The following is a 13,246-nucleotide window of genomic DNA, read 5'->3' as shown; positions in this document are numbered from 1 at the left end:
ACTATTAGACAACTACAGTTTAACATAATACAGACTATGAGCGCAGCCAGAATTCCGTTACAATGAGATCACTGCTAGTTTTCTTACTTATCTAAATAGATTCGGAGGTTTTTAGTGATGAAATACGATGTTTTGTACGAGGGTGCTTTTGCAATGTTAAAGGTATATTTGGACCCCGGCGAAAGTGTTAAAGCTGAGATGGGCGCAATGGTTGCCATGTCTCCTAACGTAGAATTAAAAGGAACCGCTGATGGAGGCGTAATGCGCGGTCTGGGAAGAATGCTGAGCGGTGAAAAGTTCTTCTTCCAGGAACTCAGAGCTATCCGTGGTCAAAGTGAGGTCCTACTGTCTCCTGGATCATTAGGTGATATCCAAGCTATCGAATTAGATGGTTCCTATAAGCTGTTAGTTCAAAAGGACGGATTCTTAGCCGGAACGGAAGGCATTCAAGTAAATACCAAAATGCAAAATTTAACACGCGGACTTTTCTCTGGTGAAGGCTTCTTCATTGTAGAAATCAGCGGCAGAGGAACAGTATTCCTGTCCTCCTTCGGAGCGATCCACGCCATTAATTTAGCACCTGGTGAAGAGATGATTATCGACAATGGACATCTCGTCGCTTGGCCAGATTATATGGACTATAAGGTAGAAAAAGCAGCCTCGGGTTGGTTGAACAGTTTAACCAGTGGTGAAGCGTTAGTCTGCCGATTCCGCGGAGAAGGTGTAATCCTCGTTCAGAGCCGTAACCCTGGGAGCTTCGGAACGTGGATTAAATCCTTCGTACCCACTCGAAGCTAAGAAAAATGTCATAGGCTTTCTCATAATTAGGATTTCCTTTAACTGTTTAAAAGGCAAGATAGCGCTGCTCCGGTTTTCAAGAAGCGCTGCTGTGCGTGCAAATTAAGGAATATCTCCCTATAATTCAGAGATGTCTGCGCATTTGACTACTAATTAGGGAAATCCTCCCTATAATTCAACTTATTTGTTGTGAAATATAGATATTTGTCCGATTTATAGGGAGGATTTCCCCATTTCCATTCGTATCGGGCAATTATCAGTTATTTAGAGGGAGTTTTTCCCTAATTCTTTTCCGAAAAAGAAGCTGCCCCCTAAGTAGTACTTACTACTTCTGAGACAGCTTCTTCTTTTAGGTAGAAAGCGGCTTAAGAAACCGCTTTGTTTGCTTTTTCTTTTTTGCAGCCTGTTCGTTTACATGTGTCATAAGTGCCCTTGAAATCAAGGCGGTGATCCGTGACGTTAAAGCCATATTCACGTTCCACTCTTTTCTCCAGCTCCACCAGCCAGTCATCCTTAATTTCCTCCAACCTGCCGCACACGCTGCATATCAAATGATGATGCATGTGAGAATGATCATTCCCGCGCAGATCGTAACGAGCGACTCCATCTCCGAAGTTCATCTTTTCTACAATGTGAAGCTCGCATAAGAGCTCAAGTGTACGGTATACCGTTGCCAGCCCTAAATGCGGATAACTGTTCTTGACAAGCATATATACTTCTTCTACGCTGAGATGATCTTTCTCATTGTCGAGCAATATGTTCACTATGGCCTCACGCTGGGGCGTTAATTTATATTTTTGCGCCGCAAAAAGCTGACTGATATTTGAAATTTGATCCATTTGATCTCCTACCTTCCCGGAATGATTTAACATCCGTATCCACTGAGACGCACCCATTTATGCATCAAATATTAAACGTAAATAGTAATCTTTACGATATAATCATATCAAAAATAATCACGAATGAATAGAGCCTGACATCATTATAACATTTCAGCTCTCTTATCCAAAGTTCTTTCATCCATTCCTGCCTATTTTTCTGCCAAAATCTACTTTTTCGTGAAATATTATAGGTTTGACCGCAACCTTTCCATATTTTTCTGCGTTTAAGTTTGTGATAGCGGCCACGAGGCCTATCCATACAACGAGGTGAAATAACCATGAATATGAAAAAAAGAACGTTAGCCGCGATTACAACCGTTACGATTCTCTCCTTCTCTTTGGGTGGCCAAATATTTGCAGCCGGAAATACCTTTAAGGATATTGATAATATAAACGGCAAAGAAAAAATTATTTCTTTAAAAAATCAAGGCTTGATTAAAGGGGTTAGTGAATCCCAATTCTTGCCCAGCTCCAAAGTAACAACAGCACAAGGGATCCAGTTCATTTCGGGTGGACTCCAGCTTAGTCTCGCGGCTATTGATTTCAACAAAGCTCCCGTTGCCAGTGGCTTGTTCACGAAAGTCAAGGATAAAGCTTGGTACGCTGAAGCCTTTATCAATGCGTATTACAATCATGTCGAGCTTCCTAAGGATATTGATCCAACCAAAACAATGACCAAAGAAGAGTTCACCAATTATCTAGTGCAAGGGGTCGAAGGCATTGGGAATCTGCCGATGATCAATATAGTGCCCGTAGATATCGCTGACGATGCTGCGCTTAACCCCTCTTATCAAGGCAGTATTCAACGTTCGCTTAAATACAAAATCAATAGTTTAGACGCTAATGGGAAGTTTAATCCGAAAAGTGAAATCACTCGCGCCGAAGCTGCGATTATGCTCTATAATGCTTTGGAATTTCTGAAGACTGGTATTAAATCCTAACCTAGAAGCGACGCACCACTAACATTGAATGTTAAACAAGAAAAAGCAGCCCAGGTATAGTCCTGAACTGCTTTTTTGCGTCTTGATCTTCTTCTATACTTCTTCTCCACTAATTCTGTTCAGAAATTGTAGAGCACGAGGATGCTGAGGATGCTCAAGAACTTCTTGCGGAGTCCCTTGCTCTAGAATATGGCCTCCATCCATCAGAATGATTCGGTCAGCCACATCAGCAGCAAATTTCATCTCATGGGTCACTATCACCATAGTCATTCCCTCTGCCGCTAACTGTTTAATAACCTTAAGCACTTCCCCCACCAACTCAGGATCAAGCGCAGAGGTAGGCTCATCGAACAACAGCACCTCTGGATCTACTGCCATGGCACGAGCGATAGCTACCCGTTGCTGCTGGCCACCAGACAGTTGGTGCGGATAAGCATCCGCTTTGTCCGCCAAGCCAACTTTAGTTAACAACTGAAGGGCACGTTCGCGTGCTTCGTCCTTGGATCGTTTCTGGACCGTCACCTGCCCTTCCATCACGTTGCCTAGTGCAGTCATATGCGGAAAAAGATTATAGGACTGAAAAACCATCCCTGTTTTTTGGCGTAATGCCAAAATGGACTTCTGGGGGATTTTCTTGTTATCCGTGAAATTAATTTTAATATCACTGAGCGATAAGCTTCCTTGATCAGGGACTTCAAGCAGATTAAAGCAGCGTAAAAGCGTTGTTTTGCCTGAACCCGATGGGCCAATAATGACCAGTACCTTGCCATGTTCCATTTCGAGATCAATGCCCTTTAATACCTGCAGCTCACCGAAGGATTTATGCAAATTAAGTATTTCAATCATAATTGTCTCCCCCTTTAGCTCGCAGAGTAACGACTCAGTCGTTTCTCCAAGTAATTTTGCAGTGCTGATAACACTGAGCAGAATAGTAAATAGAACAATCCTGCCTCGCAATAGATCAGCAGTGGCTCATAGGAGGTGGAAGCAACCTGCTGTGCTGTTCTGAACATCTCCGTATAGGTAATGGTCGCTGCCAGTGAAGTGTCTTTGACCAAGCTAATAAAGGAATTCGATAACGGCGGTACAGAAACACGGGCAGCTTGTGGCAGTATAACGCGGCGCAGTGCCTGGGTACGAGTCATCCCAACGGAGAAGGCCGCTTCCCACTGACCTTTATGTATAGACAGGATAGCAGCACGTATAATTTCTGATGAATAAGCCCCTACACTAAGCGTAAATCCAATGGTTGCGGCTATGAAAGGGTCTAGCACGATTCCAACTGCCGGCAAACCATAGAAAATAATAAACAGTTGCACCAACAAAGGGGTTCCACGAATGACCCATACATAAAAGCGAGCGATCAGCTTCGGAAGTACCCACGGGGAGAGACGAGCTAATGCAGTCAATATCGCTAAGATCAGTCCCAGTGCAAATGATATCAATGCCAAAGGAATGGTAAAAGCCACCCCAGCTTTTAGCAGGGGTAGCAGTGAATCTAAGAAAATTTGTATTTTGCGGTCATCCATTTTTAGACATCCTTTTTTGGCTCCAAGCTGGTTAGCTTCTGAAACCTTGTATTATTTTGAAACGTCAGCACCAAAGTATTTCTCAGAAATCTTTAAGTATGTGCCATCGCTCTTCATTTCAACAATTGCATCACTAACTGCTTTTACCAACTCATCGTTGCCTTTTAAGAAAACAGCTGCGCTTTGCGAACCGTCAGGAATCTCATCTACCACTTTAATTTTCACATCAGGCTTTTGCTTTTTCAGGTCCAGATAAGACAAACCATCATTTACAGTCGCATCAATACGGCCTGAGGTCAATAGGTCCATCGCTTGATTGAACCCGTCTGTAGCAACGATTTCAGCACCGTTCTCACGGGCGATATCGGACAGGTTACTGGTTAGAGATTGTCCGGCTTTTTTACCCTTAAGATCTGCAAATGTTTTGATATCCTCATTGTTTTCACTCACTATCAATACCGCTTTAGATACGATATACGGTTCAGAGAAATCATATTTCACTTTACGATCTTCATTAATGGATACTTCGTTAAAAATAACATCAAACCGCTTGGCATCCATCCCAGCAAAAATACCGTCCCACTGTGTCTCAAAAAATTCTGGTTCAACACCGAGGCGCTTCGCTACTTCCTCAGCAATTTCTACGTCAAAGCCGGTCAGTTTTCCCGAAGCGTCATGATAAGTAAAGGGAGCATACGTCCCTTCTGTTCCTATACGCAATTTGCCGCTAGCTTTAACAGCTTCCAGGCTGTTTTGCGCAGTGGCTGTATTTCCACCATTCGTTCCAGCTGAAGAATTATTAGAAGTATCGGTATTCGAATTATTGCCGCAGGCCGCTACAAACACCACGGTTAACGCCAATAGAATAGTTAAACTTAGTTTTTTCATTATTAATTCCCCTCTCTTTACCCGGAATTCATCCGGTAAATTGTATACTACACTGGCTGATGTTTACCGTCAATGATTTTTTCCGATTATATTCATCGGAATTGTAATATTAGGTAAATCTCTACCCTTATATTACCCATTCTTAGAATAATCCTTCACAAGATCCTCTCTTTACATCTCAGAAAGATATGGTATATTTATAAACAAATTAAATATGGACCTGTTATTTCACTAGGGGAGTCGGCCGACTGAGACGGAGCTTCAAGCTCCGGACCCTTGGAACCTGATCTGGATCATACCAGCGGAGGGAAGTGGAGCAGAATTTTCATCCCATGCATTTTTAGTGTTCCTATGCTGAATGAACTTTTTGACCCATTTATTTCCCACCGGAAATGAATGGGTCTTTGTTTGTTTACAATCAATCACAAAACTTAAGCGTAGGCTTCCGAAGCAAGTTTTGTACGATGCTTTCCAAGAAGCCAACGCTCACAAAACTTTTTAGGAGGTTCGATCATCACGACAATCCTATCCATTCAAGGCTTAACCTACTCTTTTCCGGAATCAGAACAACCCCCTGTATTCGCAGATCTATCCATGGATATCAGGCAAGGTGAGTTTGTTTCTGTCATTGGGGCTAGCGGATGCGGAAAAAGTACGCTTTTCAAAACTATAGCAGGCTTGCTCGAACCCACTCATGGGAAAATAATAATTCATTCGAACTCGTCATCCTCTACTCGCTTAGGTCAGATCGCATACATGCCTCAGCAGGATTTGCTGCTGCCTTGGAGAACCGTGCTCGACAACTGTCTTTTGCCCTGGGAGATTAAACCAAGGTTTAGTAAACAACAGACGATCTCTCACATTCGGGAAATGCTGTCACGCTTCGGTTTGGCCGATGTAGAGAAGGCTTTTCCCCATGAGCTATCGGGTGGCATGAAACAGCGAGTCGCATTTCTACGAACGCTTGTAGCTGGCGGCGGGGCCGGTCTTATGCTGCTAGATGAGCCATTTGGAGCGCTCGACGCTATGAGCAAACGTGAGATACACCGTTGGCTGTTGGAGCTTTGGGATGAGCTGGATCAAACAGTGATGCTCATCACCCATGATCTAGAGGAAGCGCTGTTACTAAGCGATCGGATTTATTTATTGTCTGGAGGCGTGCATAGCGAATTACAGGAGATCATCGTTGATTTACCGAGGCCAAGACATTACAAGATGAACTATGAACCCCGGTTTATAGCGTTACGGGAAGAGTTGGAGCGGAGACTGTATGCATCCCATACCTTTTAAAAAATATTTAAACAATTACGGCCCCTTCATTCTACTGCTATTGTTCATTCTTGTGATCTGGGAATCAGCTGTTCGTCTTCACTTGATTCCAGCCTTTATTCTACCTGCACCTTCTTCAATAGGTATCGCATTGATCGAACACAGGCAATTACTCAGACCGCATTTAATGGCGACACTGCAGGAAATATTGGTAGGTTTTGTTCTCTCGGTTATCTGTGGTTCACTGCTGGGCACCGGAATGTTCTTGTTTCGCCCCCTTGAAAAAGCCATCTATCCGTTCCTTATTATCAGTCAGACGATCCCGTTAATCGCGCTATCCCCCATTTTTATTATGTGGTTCGGGTATACGCTGTGGAGCAAAGTGGCTGTTGTGTTTCTAACTGCTTTTTTTCCAGTCGTTGTGAGTACATATGACGGACTTCGTACAAGTGGTCAAGCCTACAAAGACTTATTGTTAACATTTGGCGCAAACCGCTGGCAACTGCTTGCTAAAACCCAAATTCCGCTGGCGCTGCCCTCTTTTTTCTCAGGACTAAAGCTATGCATTGTGTACTGCGTAATTGGAGCAACCATCGGCGAATGGCTTGGAGGCAGCAAAGGACTCGGTTATTTTAGCCGAAGGATGGCCGGAAATATGCAAAGTGCCGAAATGTTCGCCGCTGTATTTCTGTTGTCCGCGCTCGGTGTAGTGTTGTTTGTGATGATAGCTCTGCTCGAACCATTATTTTTAAAGAAAAGAGGATCTAAGCAATGAATGATTTGAATTTCCAAAGAAAATGGCTTATTCCCGTATTTCTCATATGTTCACTCCTAATCTTCACCAGCTGCGGAAAAGCATCCAATGTAAGTAGTCCTCCTGCTAATTCATCTAATAACGAAATTATACAAACGCACAAGCTGAAGATTATGCTCGATTGGTATCCCAATGCCGTTCACTCTTTTTTATATGCTGCTGAGCAGAATGGTTATTTCCAAGAGGAAGGTCTGGACGTAGAGATCCAAATGCCCGCAGACAGCAATGACGCACTGAAGCTTGTAGCAGCGAATCAAATCGATTTAGCGTTTAGTTATCAACCTCAGGTGCTCATGGCACGCAGTGAGAACATTCCAGTACGTTCGATTGCTGCGATTGTGAGACATCCGCTTAATCATTTAATGGTACCTCAGGCTGGAGACGTTCATAGTCCCAAAGACCTCATAGGTAAACAGATTGGGTATTCTTCCATTCCTCTTTATGAAGCCATGATTCGTACGATGATCCAAAACGATGGGGGTGACCCTAAGGCCAGCAAATTAATAGACGTAGGCTTTGACCTTATTCCGGCGATTGCGACGGGGCAAGTGGATGCCATTATGGGAGGGTTCATTAACCACGAACAATTAATCTTGGAAAAAGAAGGTTATCCCGTGAACTCGTTCAATCCCACGGATTACGGAGTCCCCGATTATTATGAGCTAGTCCTTGTCGCCAGCGATCAAGGAATACAAAATTCTGAATCCTATTTCAAAAAGTTTCTAAATGCAATTACAAAAGGACAACAATTTGTGCAGGATAATCCGGAAAAAGCGTTAAATTTGCTGCTTGCACACGAAGATGAGACCTCTCCACTCGATAAGCAAATTGAAGAGAAGAGCCTAGCGATTCTACTACCGTTAATGAATGCGGGTGATCAAGATTTTGGATATCAAGCGCCAGCGTCTTGGGAGAAGGTAAGACAGTGGCTATCGGACAATGATTTACTGTCTACTGACATCAAAGCTGAGGATTCTTTTATTAATCTTTAAACATTAGCTATTCGCTAATAAAACTTGAGGAGGAATAAATCATGAGTTATCTATCCAAAGTACGGGAATCCAATCCACTGGTCCACAATATCACCAACATCGTCGTAGCCAATTTCTCAGCCAACGGTCTTTTGGCGCTGGGTGCCTCCCCCTTTATGGCGGATGCTCACGAGGAAGTGGTCGATATCGCCGCATTTTCATCTGCTGTAGTTCTAAATATCGGCACACTGAATGACTATGCCATTCAATCCATGGTGCTCGCGGGACAATCTGCGAATAAGCACGGCGTTCCCTTAGTTCTTGATCCAGTGGGTGCGGGAGCCACTTCTTATCGAACAGCGGTCACTCAAAAGCTAGTGAATGAGATGCAGATTACCGCTCTACGTGGCAATGTAGCTGAAGTTGCCAATGTCATTGGTGAAAGCTGGTCTATTAAAGGGGTAGATGCAGGCGAAGGGGATGGCGACGTAGTCGTCTTGGCTGAGACAGCCGCGCGGAAGTTAGGCTGTGTAGTTATCATCACCGGAAAAGACGATGTCATCACAAATGGATATAACACCTACATTGCCAGCAATGGTCACCCAATTCTAACGAAAGTAACGGGAACAGGTTGTCTGCTAAGTGCAGTAGTCGGTGCATTTCTAGCGGTAAGTGAAGGAGCATCTCTTGAAGCCGCAGTCGAAGCTCTCTCCTTCTATGGAGTGGCTGCTGAAATAGCCGCTGAACTAACGACTGGACAAGGTCCGGGGAGCTTTCAAATCGAGTTTCTAAATCAATTGAGCTTGGTCACAGCTGAAACTTACCAAGATAAATCAATAATCAAGCAACTCAGATAACAACCCTAAGGAGTGAACAATGATGATATCTAAAGCTTTAACTATAGCCGGCTCGGATAGCGGTGGTGGCGCTGGCATCCAAGCAGATCTAAAAACCTTTCAGGAGCTTTCTGTATATGGAATGAGTGCTCTTACGGCTGTGACAGCCCAGAACACCCTCGGAGTTCAAGGCGTTTATCCGTTGACACTGGAAGTTATTACTCAGCAGCTTGATTCCATTGGACTTGATCTGAAGCCGGATGCTGTGAAGACCGGGATGCTTTTTAGCAGTGACATTATACGTATCGTAGCAGAGAAGATCCAGCAATACAGCTGGCGTAATCTTGTAGTTGATCCTGTGATGGTTGCTAAAGGAGGTTCCACGCTGCTACAGCAAGAAGCTGTTCAGTCCTTAATCAATCATCTCCTCCCGCTAGCCTTAGTGACGACACCCAATATTCCAGAGGCTGAAATGATTACCAACAGAAGCATCACTACTATAGACGATCGTAAAGAAGCAGCTAAAATAATTCATGCCATGGGCTCTAACTATGTAGTGCTAAAAGGTGGGCATGATACTTCAACTAAGGCTGTTGTGGATCTCCTATATGATGGTCACGAATTCATCTTTATGGAGAGTCAACGAGTTCAGACTAGACACACGCACGGCACAGGCTGCACCTATTCAGCAGCAGTCACTGCCGAGCTTGCCAAGGGCAAAACCGTTCCCGAAGCAACACACATAGCTAAAGCTTTTATACAAGCGGCGATTGAAGACGAGCTGGGCATAGGGGCTGGACATGGACCTACGAATCATTTTGCATATCAGAATAGATTGCGAGGGATGAACCTTGAAGCAAATAGACAGTGATCAACTGCGGGATTTATTAAAAGTCTATTTCATTATGGGCAGTGTGAATTGTCGGATAGCCCCAGCCAAGGTATTAAAAGAAGCCGTCGCGGGAGGCATAACGATGTTCCAATTTCGTGAAAAAGGTACGGGGGCATTAACTGCCCAAGTTAAATTTAATTTAGGAAGACGGCTCCAAAAGATATGTCGTGCTAACGGAGTCCCTTTTATCGTTAATGACGATATTGATCTAGCCATCGCCCTTGATGCGGACGGCATTCATGTAGGACAAGATGATACCCCTGCGCTAGCGATTAGGCAGTTGCTTGGCGAGGATAAGATCGTTGGTGTGTCCGCTCATTCGCTCGCCGAAGCTCGGCAGGCGATAGCGGATGGAGCCGATTATCTGGGCATTGGTCCTGTTTATCCTACCTCTTCCAAGGAGGATGCCCAAGCTGTTCGAGGCACATCAGTTATTGAAGAAATACGAAACAGCGGCATTACGATTCCTTTGGTTGGCATAGGCGGGATCACGGTGCACAATGCAGCACCAGTACTAGCTGCGGGTGCGGACGGTATCTCCGTTATCTCAGCTATTGCGGGCGCTGAAGACATCGCCTTGGCAGCCAGAGGATTTGTTCACGAAGTTAATTTAAGCGGGTCATAAGCTCACTCAGCTCTTCTCCGCTCAAATGCCGCCATTGTCCTCGCTCCAAACTACCAAGTGTAATATTCATGATTCTTATACGCTCTAGCTTTAGTACTCTATATCCTAACTCCTTGCACATTCTGCGTATTTGCAGATTAAGGCCTTGAGTTAGGATAATTCTAAACTGACATTCCGCGATCCGAGAGACCTCACAAGGTTTTGTTGTGACGCCAAGAATATCCACACCACTAGACATGGCATGTATGAACTCTGACGTTATTGGCTTGTCTACATGAACTACATATTCTTTTTCATGCCCATTCTCGGAACGCATCATTTTGTTTACGATATCTCCATCGTTGGTTAACAAAATGAGGCCTTCCGAGTGTTTATCTAATCTGCCGATCGCAAAGATCCGTGAGGGATAACCTACAAAATCTATAATATTCCCGGCCACATTTGGCGCAGCTGTACAGGTGATGCCTATCGGTTTATTCAGCGCGAGGTATACCGGCTCCCCTTTACTGCTTGTTATGGGCTCTCCATCAATCCATACGATATCCTCTGGCTCTAAAAGAATATTCGCATCACAGACTATGCCGTTAACAGCGATCCGCCCTGCGGCAATGAGTCGTTTCGTTTCCCTTCTGGAACAGAAGCCTGTTTCGCTTATATATTTATCGATTCTCACTGATGATCCTACTTTCCTTCTGATACTTGCATCTATCCATAAAAAAACACCTGATTTTAACGATCAAAATCAGATGTTAACCTTCAGGAATAATTGATTTCAAGGGAGCTATTTCGAGCTTCCGCTTTTTTTCACGTTATTGCCCTTGCTTCCACTTGCATCTTTAGCGCCTGGACCCGTGGTTGGAGCACCTTTTGCAGGTTTAACTGGTTTTGCTGTTTTGTTCCAGCGTGTCCAGCCCTTACTCCCCGTACCTCTGCCCGTGCCGCCACCTTTACTTTTTGCACCCATCTTATCACTCCGTCAGTCATTCAGAATTCGTATAGTTTATACACTTCATCTATTTTACCACACTCTCAAACTTTCTGGTTAAGTAATAGCTCAGCTTCGACTAACGATACTCTGACTAATATTTAGCATCTTTATTCATTTCATGAATATCAAAGGTATCTTCATGTATTTCAATGGCAATGACAGTACCCTCTTTTTCGAAAAATTGCACATGCCCTAATCGCTTATCCTCCAACTCCACCCAGCCAGCATCCTCTAATTTATTAAAGTAGTGGTCAGGTCGATAGAGACCTTGTTCTCCCCCTATATTATCCAATTCGTATTTTACGCCTATTTTTATATTGGGGTTACTTGAAGTTGTTGTCACTTCGATTTCCTTTGCTTTCTTAGGAATAGGAATTTCAGCATTTATAGAAGATATTCCGTACTCTTGCTCCTCTTGAGTTGATGATGTACATCCGCTTGTGAATAGTATTAAAGGTAACCATATAAAAGCTAATAAATATTTATACAAGTATATCAGCTCCTTCCCCAACTTATTTTACCAAATCAATCCATTAAAAAACACCCCACCAAAGACTAAGCTTTGATGAGGTGTCTATTTCGAATCAGCTTTACAGCTCATCCATTTTATTTAGGCTGAATATAACCTTCTGCTTTCAGAAGCTCAGCGATCAATACAGCACCGCCTGCTGCTCCGCGCAGGGTGTTATGGGAGAGACCTACGAATTTGTAATCATAGATGGCATCTTCGCGAAGTCTGCCCGTCGATACGCCCATACCATTCTCAATATCACGATCCAGTTTGGTCTGTGGACGGTTCTCCTCTTCGAAATAAGTAATGAACTGTTTAGGGGCGCTAGGCAGTTCAAGCTCTTGAGGACGTCCTTTGAAGTTATTCCAGAGTTTCAGAATCTCTTCTTTGGATGGCTTTTTCTCAAAAGAAACAAATACAGCAGCCATATGTCCATCCGCTACAGGCACACGGATACACTGCGAAGTAATCGTCGGCGCTTCACTTTTTACGATACCTTCTTCTTGCACGCTTCCCCAGATGCGCAACGGCTCTTGCTCGCTCTTCTCTTCTTCGCCACCAATGTAAGGAATCACGTTGTCCAGCATTTCAGGCCAGTCAGCAAAAGTCTTGCCCGCACCCGAAATTGCTTGGTAAGTGGTGACTACAACTTTAGATGGGTTGAATTCTTTAAGTGCATGAAGCGCAGGCACATAACTTTGAATGGAGCAGTTAGGTTTAACCGCAATGAAACCAGTCTCAGTGCCCAGACGTTTTCTTTGCTGCGCAATAACCTCAAGATGCTCTGGGTTAATCTCAGGAATAACCATAGGCACGTCCGGTGTCCAACGATGTGCTGAGTTATTAGAGATAACTGGAGTGCCTGTACGAGCATAAGCTTCTTCGAGCGCTTTAATCTCTTCTTTTTTCATGTCTACTGCGCAAAAGATCAGGTCTACGTCCGCAGCTACTTCTTCTACCTTAGAAGCATCTTGAACCATAATATTCTTCACGTTCTCAGGCATTGGAGTAGATAGCTTCCATCTGCCCTTGGCCGATTCTTCATACGTTTTCCCAGCAGATTTCGCACTGGCAGCAATCGCAGTTACTTCAAACCAAGGATGATTCTCTAGAAGGGCAATAAAACGTTGTCCTACCATACCTGTGCCGCCAACTATGCCGGCTCTTAGCTTTCTTGACATCAGAAAATACACTTCCTTTTGATTAACTGTCCTATTGTGAATAATAGGCCGATAATTAATGATATACGGGTCGAGAACATTTGGCGAGTGTTAACATCAAAATAACATTAAAAAAATTAATA

General features: G+C 43.9%; 16 protein-coding genes and 1 riboswitch. Of the genes, 8 read left to right on the top strand and 8 right to left on the bottom strand.

The features are described 5' to 3' along the window. Positions 1–117: 117 nt before the first annotated feature. The gene (locus H70737_RS12110; protein ID WP_042187527.1) at positions 118–798 is read left to right on the top strand and encodes a TIGR00266 family protein; all 681 of its coding nucleotides are present in this window, start codon (positions 118–120) and stop codon (positions 796–798) included. 365 nt (positions 799–1,163) lie between these two features. Here H70737_RS12110 and H70737_RS12105 read toward each other — a convergent pair whose 3' ends face one another. Continuing rightward, a complete protein-coding gene (locus H70737_RS12105; RefSeq protein WP_042187525.1) occupies positions 1,164–1,637 on the bottom strand; it encodes a Fur family transcriptional regulator in 474 nt (157 codons plus the stop codon). A 320-nt stretch (positions 1,638–1,957) separates the two neighbouring features. Between H70737_RS12105 and H70737_RS12100 the strand changes: the two genes are divergently transcribed. Further along, positions 1,958–2,620 carry an S-layer homology domain-containing protein gene (locus tag H70737_RS12100; RefSeq protein ID WP_042187523.1) on the top strand — a complete coding sequence of 221 codons (663 nt, stop codon included), beginning with the start codon at positions 1,958–1,960 and terminating at the stop codon, positions 2,618–2,620. 93 nt (positions 2,621–2,713) lie between these two features. Here H70737_RS12100 and H70737_RS12095 read toward each other — a convergent pair whose 3' ends face one another. Genes H70737_RS12095 through H70737_RS12085 form a run of 3 tightly spaced genes read right to left on the bottom strand, consistent with a single transcriptional unit; the run spans position 2,714 to position 5,037 of the window. Then, positions 2,714–3,466, bottom strand: a complete 753-nt coding sequence (locus tag H70737_RS12095) for an amino acid ABC transporter ATP-binding protein (protein WP_042187521.1) — start codon at positions 3,464–3,466, stop codon at positions 2,714–2,716. Positions 3,467–3,480: 14 nt separating this feature from the next. Continuing rightward, positions 3,481–4,149: an amino acid ABC transporter permease gene (locus tag H70737_RS12090; protein WP_042187519.1), complete on the bottom strand. Its 669-nt coding sequence runs from the start codon at positions 4,147–4,149 to the stop codon at positions 3,481–3,483. Between the two features lie 51 nt (positions 4,150–4,200). Then, complete coding sequence (locus H70737_RS12085) at positions 4,201–5,037, bottom strand: amino acid ABC transporter substrate-binding protein (protein ID WP_042187517.1); 837 nt, start codon at positions 5,035–5,037, stop codon at positions 4,201–4,203. Positions 5,038–5,260: 223 nt separating this feature from the next. Then, a riboswitch (TPP riboswitch) is annotated at positions 5,261–5,364 on the top strand. Between the two features lie 267 nt (positions 5,365–5,631). Between H70737_RS12085 and H70737_RS12080 the strand changes: the two genes are divergently transcribed. Genes H70737_RS12080 through thiE form a run of 6 tightly spaced genes read left to right on the top strand, consistent with a single transcriptional unit; the run spans position 5,632 to position 10,444 of the window. Then, positions 5,632–6,327 (top strand): ABC transporter ATP-binding protein, encoded by a 696-nt coding sequence (locus tag H70737_RS12080; RefSeq protein WP_197071285.1) that lies wholly within the window; start codon positions 5,632–5,634, stop codon positions 6,325–6,327. Beyond that, positions 6,308–7,081, top strand: coding sequence for an ABC transporter permease (locus H70737_RS12075; protein ID WP_081951101.1), 774 nt, complete (start codon positions 6,308–6,310; stop codon positions 7,079–7,081). The genes H70737_RS12080 and H70737_RS12075 overlap by 20 nt, the downstream gene beginning before the upstream one ends. Beyond that, positions 7,078–8,112 (top strand): ABC transporter substrate-binding protein, encoded by a 1,035-nt coding sequence (locus H70737_RS12070; RefSeq protein ID WP_042187513.1) that lies wholly within the window; start codon positions 7,078–7,080, stop codon positions 8,110–8,112. Before H70737_RS12075 ends, H70737_RS12070 begins: the two co-directional genes overlap by 4 nt. Before the next feature lie 41 nt (positions 8,113–8,153). After that, on the top strand, positions 8,154–8,948 hold the full coding sequence (gene thiM, locus H70737_RS12065) for a hydroxyethylthiazole kinase (protein WP_042187511.1): 795 nt from the start codon (positions 8,154–8,156) through the stop codon (positions 8,946–8,948). Between the two features lie 22 nt (positions 8,949–8,970). Then, complete coding sequence (gene thiD / locus H70737_RS12060; RefSeq protein ID WP_042187509.1) at positions 8,971–9,798, top strand: bifunctional hydroxymethylpyrimidine kinase/phosphomethylpyrimidine kinase; 828 nt, start codon at positions 8,971–8,973, stop codon at positions 9,796–9,798. Next, positions 9,788–10,444 (top strand): thiamine phosphate synthase, encoded by a 657-nt coding sequence (gene thiE, locus H70737_RS12055; RefSeq protein ID WP_156113226.1) that lies wholly within the window; start codon positions 9,788–9,790, stop codon positions 10,442–10,444. The genes thiD and thiE overlap by 11 nt, the downstream gene beginning before the upstream one ends. On the opposite strand, the gene H70737_RS12050 is transcribed toward thiE, so the two are convergent. The 4 genes from H70737_RS12050 to asd all read right to left on the bottom strand — a co-directional run bounded on the left by H70737_RS12050 (position 10,425) and on the right by asd (position 13,124). Then, complete coding sequence (locus H70737_RS12050) at positions 10,425–11,117, bottom strand: pseudouridine synthase (RefSeq protein ID WP_042187507.1); 693 nt, start codon at positions 11,115–11,117, stop codon at positions 10,425–10,427. The genes thiE and H70737_RS12050 overlap by 20 nt on opposite strands. 108 nt (positions 11,118–11,225) lie before the next feature. Next, positions 11,226–11,408, bottom strand: coding sequence for a DUF3934 family protein (locus tag H70737_RS12045; protein WP_042187505.1), 183 nt, complete (start codon positions 11,406–11,408; stop codon positions 11,226–11,228). Between the two features lie 115 nt (positions 11,409–11,523). Then, a complete protein-coding gene (locus H70737_RS12040; RefSeq protein ID WP_042187502.1) occupies positions 11,524–11,922 on the bottom strand; it encodes a hypothetical protein in 399 nt (132 codons plus the stop codon). 116 nt (positions 11,923–12,038) lie between these two features. Continuing rightward, positions 12,039–13,124, bottom strand: a complete 1,086-nt coding sequence (asd, locus tag H70737_RS12035; RefSeq protein WP_042187500.1) for an aspartate-semialdehyde dehydrogenase — start codon at positions 13,122–13,124, stop codon at positions 12,039–12,041. Between the last annotated feature and the right edge of the window lie 122 nt (positions 13,125–13,246).

It is taken from the genome of Paenibacillus sp. FSL H7-0737 (assembly GCF_000758545.1).
Lineage (GTDB): Bacteria > Bacillota > Bacilli > Paenibacillales > Paenibacillaceae > Paenibacillus_AQ.
This window is presented reverse-complemented; position numbering and strand designations above follow the sequence as displayed.

Excerpts from the sequence above, each read along its gene's own strand:
- H70737_RS12110 (WP_042187527.1), top strand. The coding sequence starts at position 118 with ATGAAATACGATGTTTTGTACGAGGGTGCTTTTGCAATGTTAAAGGTA.
- H70737_RS12105 (WP_042187525.1), bottom strand. The coding sequence starts at position 1,637 with ATGGATCAAATTTCAAATATCAGTCAGCTTTTTGCGGCGCAAAAATAT.
- H70737_RS12100 (WP_042187523.1), top strand. The coding sequence starts at position 1,958 with ATGAATATGAAAAAAAGAACGTTAGCCGCGATTACAACCGTTACGATT.
- H70737_RS12095 (WP_042187521.1), bottom strand. The coding sequence starts at position 3,466 with ATGATTGAAATACTTAATTTGCATAAATCCTTCGGTGAGCTGCAGGTA.
- H70737_RS12090 (WP_042187519.1), bottom strand. The coding sequence starts at position 4,149 with ATGGATGACCGCAAAATACAAATTTTCTTAGATTCACTGCTACCCCTG.
- H70737_RS12085 (WP_042187517.1), bottom strand. The coding sequence starts at position 5,037 with ATGAAAAAACTAAGTTTAACTATTCTATTGGCGTTAACCGTGGTGTTT.
- H70737_RS12080 (WP_197071285.1), top strand. The coding sequence starts at position 5,632 with ATGGATATCAGGCAAGGTGAGTTTGTTTCTGTCATTGGGGCTAGCGGA.
- H70737_RS12075 (WP_081951101.1), top strand. The coding sequence starts at position 6,308 with ATGCATCCCATACCTTTTAAAAAATATTTAAACAATTACGGCCCCTTC.
- H70737_RS12070 (WP_042187513.1), top strand. The coding sequence starts at position 7,078 with ATGAATGATTTGAATTTCCAAAGAAAATGGCTTATTCCCGTATTTCTC.
- thiM (WP_042187511.1), top strand. The coding sequence starts at position 8,154 with ATGAGTTATCTATCCAAAGTACGGGAATCCAATCCACTGGTCCACAAT.
- thiD (WP_042187509.1), top strand. The coding sequence starts at position 8,971 with ATGATATCTAAAGCTTTAACTATAGCCGGCTCGGATAGCGGTGGTGGC.
- H70737_RS12045 (WP_042187505.1), bottom strand. The coding sequence starts at position 11,408 with ATGGGTGCAAAAAGTAAAGGTGGCGGCACGGGCAGAGGTACGGGGAGT.
- asd (WP_042187500.1), bottom strand. The coding sequence starts at position 13,124 with ATGTCAAGAAAGCTAAGAGCCGGCATAGTTGGCGGCACAGGTATGGTA.